Origin of the sequence: Streptomyces apricus, from assembly GCF_008369065.1 — a bacterium.
In the GTDB taxonomy this organism is placed as follows: Bacteria; Actinomycetota; Actinomycetes; order Streptomycetales; family Streptomycetaceae; genus Streptomyces; species Streptomyces apricus.
The window spans coordinates 18,739-26,726 of the sequence record NZ_VDFC01000062.1 but is presented as its reverse complement, the minus strand read 5'-3'; the positions used below and the strand labels follow the sequence as shown (position 1 = coordinate 26,726).

Sequence of the window (7,988 nt, the reverse complement as noted above, 5' to 3'; positions counted from 1 at the left end):
GTACCCGGACTGCGGGGTGCGGTCGCCGGCCTGCGGCAGACGGTAGGTCGTCGCGGGTCCGTCCTCCGCGGCGGCGTGCGGCGCGCCCGCTCCGGTCCCGTACGGACCGTCGTACGCGACCGGGGCGGGCAGCGGCTCCGCGTGCCCGCGCCAGGCCCCGCTGTCGAACCAGTCCGCGACCTGCTGCGCCGTGGGCCGGTCCTCGGGCTGCTTGGCGAGCAGGTCGAGGAGGTAGTTCTCGAAGGCGTGCGGAAGCCGGACGCCCTTCTCCCGCGGCGGCACCGGGGCCTTGTCGATGTGGTGGTGCAGGGTGATCGTGGCGGACTCGGCCCGGAAGGGCGGTTCGCCGGTCAGCAGCTGGTACAGCACGCAGCCCAGCGAGTACACGTCGGAGGCGGCGCTCGCCGGGTTGCCGAGCGCGCGCTCGGGGGCGAGGTAGAGGCTGGTGCCGACGATCTGCCCGGCCGTGGTGAGCGCGGAGGCCGGGTCGTCCACGAAGCGGGCGATGCCGAAGTCGCCGATCTTCACCGTGCCCGCGGTGTCCGACATCAGGTTGCCGGGCTTGATGTCCCGGTGCACGATGCCCTGCCGGTGTGCGGCGGCGAGACCGGCCGCAGCCTGTGCGGCGATCTGCGCGACCCGCTCGGGCGTCAGGGTGCCCGCCTCGGTCAGTTCCTGGGCCAGGCTCTGCCCCTCGACCAGCTCCATGACCAGGTAGAAGCGGTTGTCCCAGGAGCCGAAGTCGAACACGGCCACCACATGCGGGTGGCTCAGCCGGGCGGCCGTCTGCGCCTCCAGCCGGAACCGGGCGGCCGCCGCGGAGTCCGACTCGTCGCCCAGCAGCAGTTTGACGGCCACGGACCGGCCGAGCACCTCGTCGGTGGCCCGCCAGACCTCGCCCATCCCACCGCGGCCCAAGGACGCACCCAACCGATACCGCTCAGCCACCAGCACCTGCGAATCATCCTCACTTCGAATGGCCGTCACGACGACTGCGCAGGCAGGTCGAACCGCATAGGCACGTCACTTCACGCAGCAGCACAGACAGGGGTCCCCAGTAAGATCAGCCTACCGACCCCCTCGCGCCCGGTGATCGCGCGGTACCGGTCGGCCCCCTCCCCCGAAGATCCGCCGCGCACCCATGCGTCTTCGCCGTCCCGACACCTGCCCCGTACGGCGAGACGCGGGCTCCTCGTCCGGGAGGAGAGGAGTCCGCCGGTGGCACCGACAGCGCCGGCGGGCGGACCCCCCCCGTACGAGACGGTCGCGGTCCGCCCGCCGGCGGATCAGGCGTGTGCCGTCACCAGTTGTAGACGATGTCCCCGTTGCTGTTGACCATCTTGAACGTGCCGTCGCCCTGGTCGATCACACATCCGTAGCCGCCGTCACCCGTCTCACCGCAGAAGGTGTCGGCGCCGGCGGGACCCGCCGCGGCGATCCCGCCGCCCGCGAGGACTCCTGCGGCGGCGACGGCGACGGCGAGCCTCCTGGCACGCCTGCGCCCGGGCCCGGTGGTGGTGGTGGTGCTTCGCTGCATGGCTGACTCCCTGCTGCCGATGGATCGTTCGGTCGCAAGGTGTTCGGAGCGGTCGGCCGCCCGGTTTGCTCCCGGACGAAACGGGCAGACGGCGCGGGGACGACGGCCCGTGGTCCCTCGTGGTCGCCCTGCTTTCCGCCGCGCCGCGCCCAGGGGTGGAGTGGGACGCGTGCGGCGGTAAGGACCATACTGGTCAGGCCTTGATCTTCCACAGAACGGTTCCATGACCAAGAACAGCAGCTCTTCGACGACCGTCCCCAGCACCGTGTGGCTGGCGCGCGGGCGCCATCTCGGGTCCGACCCCGAGCAGGACGTCCGGCGCAACCTGATCGCCCTCAAGGCAGCCGGGGTCCTCGACGACTTCCTGGACCTCGACCCCGTGGAGGCGGCCCGCTCCACCGTCCTGCATCCGCGGGAGGAGTCGGCCGGTCCCGGCCCGTCCGCCCGCCGGCTCTTCGAGGCCCGCTGGCGCGTGGCCGACGGCGTCATGGTGCGCGCGCAGTTGACCACGTACGAGCACGAGGTCCGCCGTGGGGACGGCGAGGGCGTCGTGTGGGTCCTCGCCGCCGAGGCGGAACGGGCGTGGGACCACCGCTGGCCCTCGCCCGCGACCATGTTCTGGCCCGACAGCGACCAGGTCGCCTGGGACCACGACGTCGTCCCCGGAGTGCGGCTGCGAGCGGCCAACTACCTTCCGCAGGACCAGAACGAGATGCGGCGGAGCCTGCGGGAGCACACCCGCGACACCTGGTACATCCACATTGTGGTGCACGAGGCCATGACGCCCGACGTGAAGGGGCAGCAGCCGGTCTCCGTGTTCCTGCCGCCGAGTCTGCGGCACCGGGTGATCGAGCACCGGGCCACACCGGCGCAGGCACAGATCATCGACTTCGCGACGAAACGGGAACTGGACGTGCGGATGCCGCGCGGAGGCGCCGTCGTCCTGCCCACGCAGCCCCGCCGTCACCCGGACTACGACGCGGACCACTACACCGTGCACAGCGTCTTCCTGGACGGCTCCGAGCCGACGGAACTCCTCTCCCTCATCGAGGAGTTCGCCGGGCTGCCGCAGCCGTTGCCGGAAGGCGCCGAGCGGGCCCTGGTCCAGTTGCGCCAGGGCTGGCACCTGCTGACCCCGGACGAGGAACTGGCGCACGCCCGGAGCATGGTCGCCAGGTACGCCGAAGCGCTCGACGCCATGACGAAGTCCCGCGACCTCTACCAGGAGGCGGCCGAAGCGGCGCAGGCCGCGCTGGCCGAGTTCACCGACGGTGCGGCACCGCTCCGGCCGTCGGCACCGGAGACGGCCAGGACCGGCGGCTCCCCGCTGAACGCCCTCAAAAAGGGACTGGGCCTTTTCCGGGACCCGCACAGACAGGACACGTGACACACACGGTCCGGTTCAATTCCCGGTCCGTTCGGCCTATCCGGTTCGATCGGTCCCTCCGGTCCGTTCGGCCTCTCCGCCGACCGGCCTTTCCACCGGTCGGCGGCAGATCACGGGTTCATCCGATGCTGCTTTCGTCGAAATTCGCGACCGGTTCCCCACCGGGCGGATCCTTCGGATAACCCTCCGCCGGAACGATGTACCCGTTCTCCGTTCCGTTCTGCACCGTGACGCCCCAGACGGTTTTCAGTTCACCGATCTTGGCCATCTTGTAGCCGTACTCCCCGTAGAGGGACACTTCCGTCCCTTCCTTCTGCGTCACCGGACGATTGACGTCCTTGGCCGCGTAGGTGACGTAGAAGGTGACATTGGGCATGTCGCTGGAGATCTGCCTGATGACCCACCGGCACGAGTGGCACGGTCCTTGCGAGCATCCGAGTCGGACCTGGCCCGTGAAGCCGCTCGCGATGCCCTTCCAGGTGGCCGCGTCGTTGGTGTTCGCGGCCGGCCATGCCTTCACTATGGCGTTCGCGAGCGCGTTCACCGCCTTGAGCTCGGCGTCGTGGTCGTGCAGCCGCTCACCTGCGCGCAAGCTGTTCGCGGGCTCCTGCTTCCCCACGTACCACAAGGAGCGGGGCACTGCGGGCTTCTCACTGGTGTACCACGACTGCACCTCCGAAATGGATTGGCGCGTCGCGTCCTTGATCTCGTACGACATCCAGCATTGCGACCTGGGATAGGCACGTGCCGAGGTGGACATGAATTCGATCCGATCGTCTCGCTGATGACCCGAAGGGTGCGGCAGGCCATGGACCTGATCGCACGTCGTGTGATCGGCGGGGCGGTGGAAGTAAGGCCTCCGCACCCGGTGTCCGCTGCTCGGACCACGACAGCGGCCAAAAGGCAATGGGCTGAGGAACGGATCGTCGTCCGTTCGCCGTTCGATGTCTCTCGCCCTGCTCGCGCTGTCGAAGTCGTCGTTTTGCTCGCCCAATCGTCGTCGCGCCGGACGGCACTGTCAACGACTCCGCGAGGCCGGAAAACAGACCCGCTTCGTCCGCTACCGGACGGCATCCCGTCAACTGCCGATTGATGCCCCGGTAAAGTGCGGCCTTTGTTGAGTGCGCTGGGAAATGACGGCAGCGTCGGGGCGCGAGGTGACACGCGGTACCGCCGCGGCCGGTCCCCCGGCGATTCAGAGCGACGGCCGGAGCCGATGCTGTCAGAGCGGCTGCCAGTGCCTGAGCCGAGCCGGTACCGACGCCGTCAGAGCGACTGCCAGAGCCGCGCCAGCGCCGACGTCGTCAGGACCTGTTCGGGCGGCCCTTGGCCGACGAGGTGCCCGTCCTGAAGCAGGAGGCAGGTGCCCGCCGCGCGTGCGGCCTCCAGGTCGTGGGTGGCCTGGACGACCGTCACGCCGTCGGCGATGAGCGCCGTCAGCAGTTCCGCGATCCGCGCCCTCGCCTCCGGATCCAGACCGGTGGTGGGTTCATCGAGGAGCAGCAGGTCCGACTCCTGCGCCAATCCCTGTGCGATGAGCGCGCGTTGACGCTGCCCTCCGGAGAGTTCACCCAGCTGACGTCGGGCGAGGCCGCCGATGCCGAGCCGGTCGAGCGCGGCGTCCACGGTGGCGTGGTCGCGCCGGGTGAGCCGGCGCCACGGTCCGCGCTCACCCCAGCGTCCCATCTCGACGGTCTGCCGGACGGTCAGAGGCAGGGCGTCGGCGACGGCGGCACGCTGCGGCACGAACGCGGGCGGCCGCTCCCCCGCGTGACGGAGGTCGCCGGATGTCGGATGGATCACACCGGCGAGGACTCCGAGCAGGGTCGACTTGCCGCTGCCGTTGGGCCCGACGAGCGCCGTCGTGGCCAACCTCGGTATGTCGGCGCTGAGTTGGTGGAGGACAGGACGTCCCGCATAGCCGGCGCACAGATCGGTGAAGCGGACGTGCGGGTCCCGCTCCGGCAGCGGGGCGGGACCGGGGCTCGTAGTTTTGAACATGATTTTCATTGTAGTGTCCTCGGCATGGAATGGTTGACGGCCCCGTTCGAGGTCACCTTCGTGCAGCGAGCCCTGTGGGGCGGAATCCTGGTGTCCGCGATCTGCGCGCTCGCCGGCACCTGGGTCGTCCTGAGGGGGATGGCCTTCCTCGGGGACGCCATGTCCCACGGCCTGCTGCCGGGGGTCGCGCTGGCCGCGCTGTTCGGCTCGAACCTCATGGTGGGCGCGGTGGTCAGCGCCGTCGTCATGACGGCGGGCGTCACCGCGCTGGGACGTACGCCGAGGCTGTCGCAGGACACCGGCATCGGGCTGCTCTTCGTCGGCATGCTCTCGCTCGGCGTGATCATCGTGTCGCGTTCGCAGTCCTTCGCGGTGGATCTGACCGGCTTCCTCTTCGGCGACGTCCTCGCCGTCCGGCAGCAGGACCTCCTCCTGCTCGCGACGGCGCTGTGCGCGGCGCTGGCGGTGTCGGTCCTCGGCCATCGCGCCTTCGTGGCCCTGGCGTTCGACGAGCGCAAGGCGAGGACCCTGGGACTGCGGCCGCGCCTGGCCCACGCCGTGCTGCTGGGCCTGCTCGGTCTGGCGATCGTCGCCTCGTTCCACATCGTCGGAACGCTGCTGGTCCTCGGCCTGCTCATCGCTCCCCCGGCGGCGGCCCTGCCGTGGGCACGCAGCATCCGCGGGGTCATGGTGCTCGCCGCGCTCCTCGGGAGCGCGGCGACGTTCGGCGGCCTGCTGCTCTCCTGGCATCTGGGCACCGCGGCCGGCGCGACCGTCTCGGCCCTCGCGGTGTGCCTGTTCTTCCTCTCCCACGTGCTGTCCGGACTGCGGCACCGCCCTGCGCGCCCGGCGTCCGTTCCCGTACCCGAAGTCAACTGAAAGAAGCCTGAGGCGATCGTCATGACCGTCCGCAGAAACGTCACTCCATGGGCTTCGGCCGCACTGGTGACGGCCGCGCTGCTCACCACGAGTTGCTCGGCCGAGGAGGACAACACCCCACGGAACGGGAGCGGTTCGCCGTCCGTCACTCCCCACGGATACGTCGAGGGGGCCCGGGAGGCCGCCGAACAGCAGTCCCGTCTGCTCCTCAACGACCCCGGCAGCGGGGACAGCCGCGTCCTCGACCTCGTCAGCGGCAAGGTGCACGAGAGTGCCCGCGTCGAGGGCGCCGTCCGGCTGGGCACGGACGGCCGGTTCGGCTACCTGCACACCTCCGGCGGCACGCATGTGCTCGACAGCGGTGCCTGGATGGTGGACCACGGCGACCACGTCCACTACTACAGCGCGGCGGTGCGCGACGTCGGTGAGCTGCCCGCCGGTGGRCGGGCGCAGGTGCGCAGCGATGCGGTCGTGACCGCGGTGACCGGCGAGGACGGACGGGGCGTCCTGTATGACCGGAGCGCGCTGGAGAAGGGCGAGATAGCCAAGTCCCGGACGCTGACGGGCACTTACTCCGGCGCCGTCCTGCCGTACGAGGAGCACCTGCTGGCCTTCGCCGACGAGGGGGGCACGACGAAGCTCGTCGTGCTCGACCGCGCGGGCAGGCGGGTCGCGGTCCCCGACGTGGAGTGCGAGGAGCCGCGCGGGGACGCCGTCACCCGGCGCGGGGCGGTGCTGGGCTGCGCCGACGGAGCTCTGCTCGTCCGTGCGCAGGACGGTGGCTTCACCGCCGAGGAGATCCCCTACGGCCAGGACGTGCGGGCGCGTGAACGGGCCACCGACTTCCGGCAGCGCCCCGGCAGCGACACCCTCACCGCGCCGGCGGGTGACGACGCCGTATGGATCCTGGACGTCACCGAGCGGGCCTGGACCCGGGTGGAGACCGGTCCCGTCGTCGCGGCCGGCACCGCCGGGGAGGGCTCCCCGCTGCTGGTCCTGGAGACGGACGGCGCACTGCACGGCTACGACGTCGCCACCGGCAAGCGGACGACGCGCACGAAGACGCTCCTGACCGGAAAGAGGCGAGCCGGTACCGACGGCGGCGGTCCCGTTCCCGTGATCGAGGTCGATCGCAGCCGCGCCTACGTCAACGACCCCCTGGGCAAGAAGGTGTTCGAGATCGACTACAACGACAGCCTGCGCGTCGCGCGTACCTTCGGCCTGGACATCGAGCCGGTCCTCATGGCGGAGACCGGCCGATGAGCCGGAGCACGGCGAAGCGGCGCGTACGGGTGGGCGTGGCACGCCTGCGCAGTCTGATCGTGGGCCTGCTCGCCCTCGTCACGGCCGCCGCGGCCGCCGCCTGCACCACCGGCGAGGACCGGCCGAGCATCGTCGTCACGACCAACATCCTCGGCGACGTCACCCGGGAGGTCGTCGGCGCCGAGGCCGACGTCACCGTCCTGATGAAGCCCGATGCCGACCCCCACTCCTTCGGCCTGTCGGCGGTGCAGGCCGCGCAGTTGGAGCGGGCCGACCTGGTCGTCCACAACGGGCTGGGACTGGAGGAGAACGTCCTGCGGCACGTGGAGGCCGCCCGCGGGTCCGGCGTCGCCGCCTTCGCCGCCGGGGAGGCGGCCGACCCGCTCACCTTCCACGCGCCCGACGACGGCGGTCCCGCGGACGGGAGGGGACAGCCCGACCCGCACTTCTGGACCGATCCCGACCGGATGCGCAAGGTCGTCGGCCTGCTGGCCGACGAGGTGGCCGAGCACGTCGACGGTGTGGACGAGCGCGCGATACGCGCCAACGCCGAGCGCTACGGCAAGCGGCTCGGCGAGCTGACCACCTGGATGGAGAAGTCCTTCGACCGCGTCCCGCGCGACAGGCGCGCCCTGGTGACCAACCATCACGTCTTCGGCTACCTCGCCGATCGCTTCGGGTTCCGGGTGATCGGAGCGGTCGTCCCCAGCGGCACCACGCTGGCCTCGCCCAGCTCCTCCGACCTGCACTCGCTCACCGAGGCGATGGAGGAGGCCGGTGTGCGCACCGTGTTCGCCGACTCCTCCCAGCCCACCCGGCTCGCGGAGGTGCTGCGCACGGAGCTGGGCGGCCGGGTGGACGTCGTCGAGCTGTACTCGGAGTCGCTGACCGCGAAGGGCGGGGGCGCCGACACCTATCTGC

8 protein-coding genes are annotated in these 7,988 nt (G+C 70.9%); 4 read left to right on the top strand and 4 right to left on the bottom strand.

All coding sequences use genetic code 11. From position 1 onward, the window contains the following. Together FGF04_RS32910 and FGF04_RS32905 are read right to left on the bottom strand one after the other, a co-directional pair. The coding region (locus tag FGF04_RS32910; RefSeq protein ID WP_235882619.1) for a serine/threonine-protein kinase at positions 1 to 903 on the bottom strand (903 nt) is incomplete at its 3' end. A gap of 397 nt (positions 904 to 1,300) precedes the next feature. Beyond that, positions 1,301 to 1,537, bottom strand: coding sequence for a hypothetical protein (locus FGF04_RS32905; RefSeq protein ID WP_149515048.1), 237 nt, complete (start codon positions 1,535 to 1,537; stop codon positions 1,301 to 1,303). Between the two features lie 223 nt (positions 1,538 to 1,760). Between FGF04_RS32905 and FGF04_RS32900 the strand changes: the two genes are divergently transcribed. Further along, entirely contained in the window at positions 1,761 to 2,924 is a 1,164-nt protein-coding gene (locus FGF04_RS32900) for a hypothetical protein (protein WP_149515047.1), read from the top strand. Positions 2,925 to 3,042: 118 nt separating this feature from the next. On the opposite strand, the gene FGF04_RS32895 is transcribed toward FGF04_RS32900, so the two are convergent. After that, positions 3,043 to 3,642, bottom strand: a complete 600-nt coding sequence (locus tag FGF04_RS32895; protein WP_149515046.1) for a hypothetical protein — start codon at positions 3,640 to 3,642, stop codon at positions 3,043 to 3,045. A 548-nt stretch (positions 3,643 to 4,190) separates the two neighbouring features. Continuing rightward, positions 4,191 to 4,934 (bottom strand): zinc ABC transporter ATP-binding protein AztA, encoded by a 744-nt coding sequence (gene aztA / locus FGF04_RS32890; RefSeq protein WP_149515045.1) that lies wholly within the window; start codon positions 4,932 to 4,934, stop codon positions 4,191 to 4,193. Between the two features lie 15 nt (positions 4,935 to 4,949). Between aztA and aztB the strand changes: the two genes are divergently transcribed. The 3 genes from aztB to aztC all read left to right on the top strand — a co-directional run. Then, positions 4,950 to 5,804 (top strand): zinc ABC transporter permease AztB, encoded by an 855-nt coding sequence (gene aztB, locus FGF04_RS32885; protein ID WP_149515044.1) that lies wholly within the window; start codon positions 4,950 to 4,952, stop codon positions 5,802 to 5,804. Positions 5,805 to 5,825: 21 nt separating this feature from the next. Next, the gene (locus tag FGF04_RS32880; protein ID WP_149515043.1) at positions 5,826 to 7,067 is read left to right on the top strand and encodes a hypothetical protein; all 1,242 of its coding nucleotides are present in this window, start codon (positions 5,826 to 5,828) and stop codon (positions 7,065 to 7,067) included. Beyond that, the coding region (gene aztC, locus FGF04_RS32875) for a zinc ABC transporter substrate-binding protein AztC (protein ID WP_149515052.1) at positions 7,064 to 7,988 on the top strand (925 nt) is incomplete at its 3' end. The genes FGF04_RS32880 and aztC, both read left to right, overlap by 4 nt.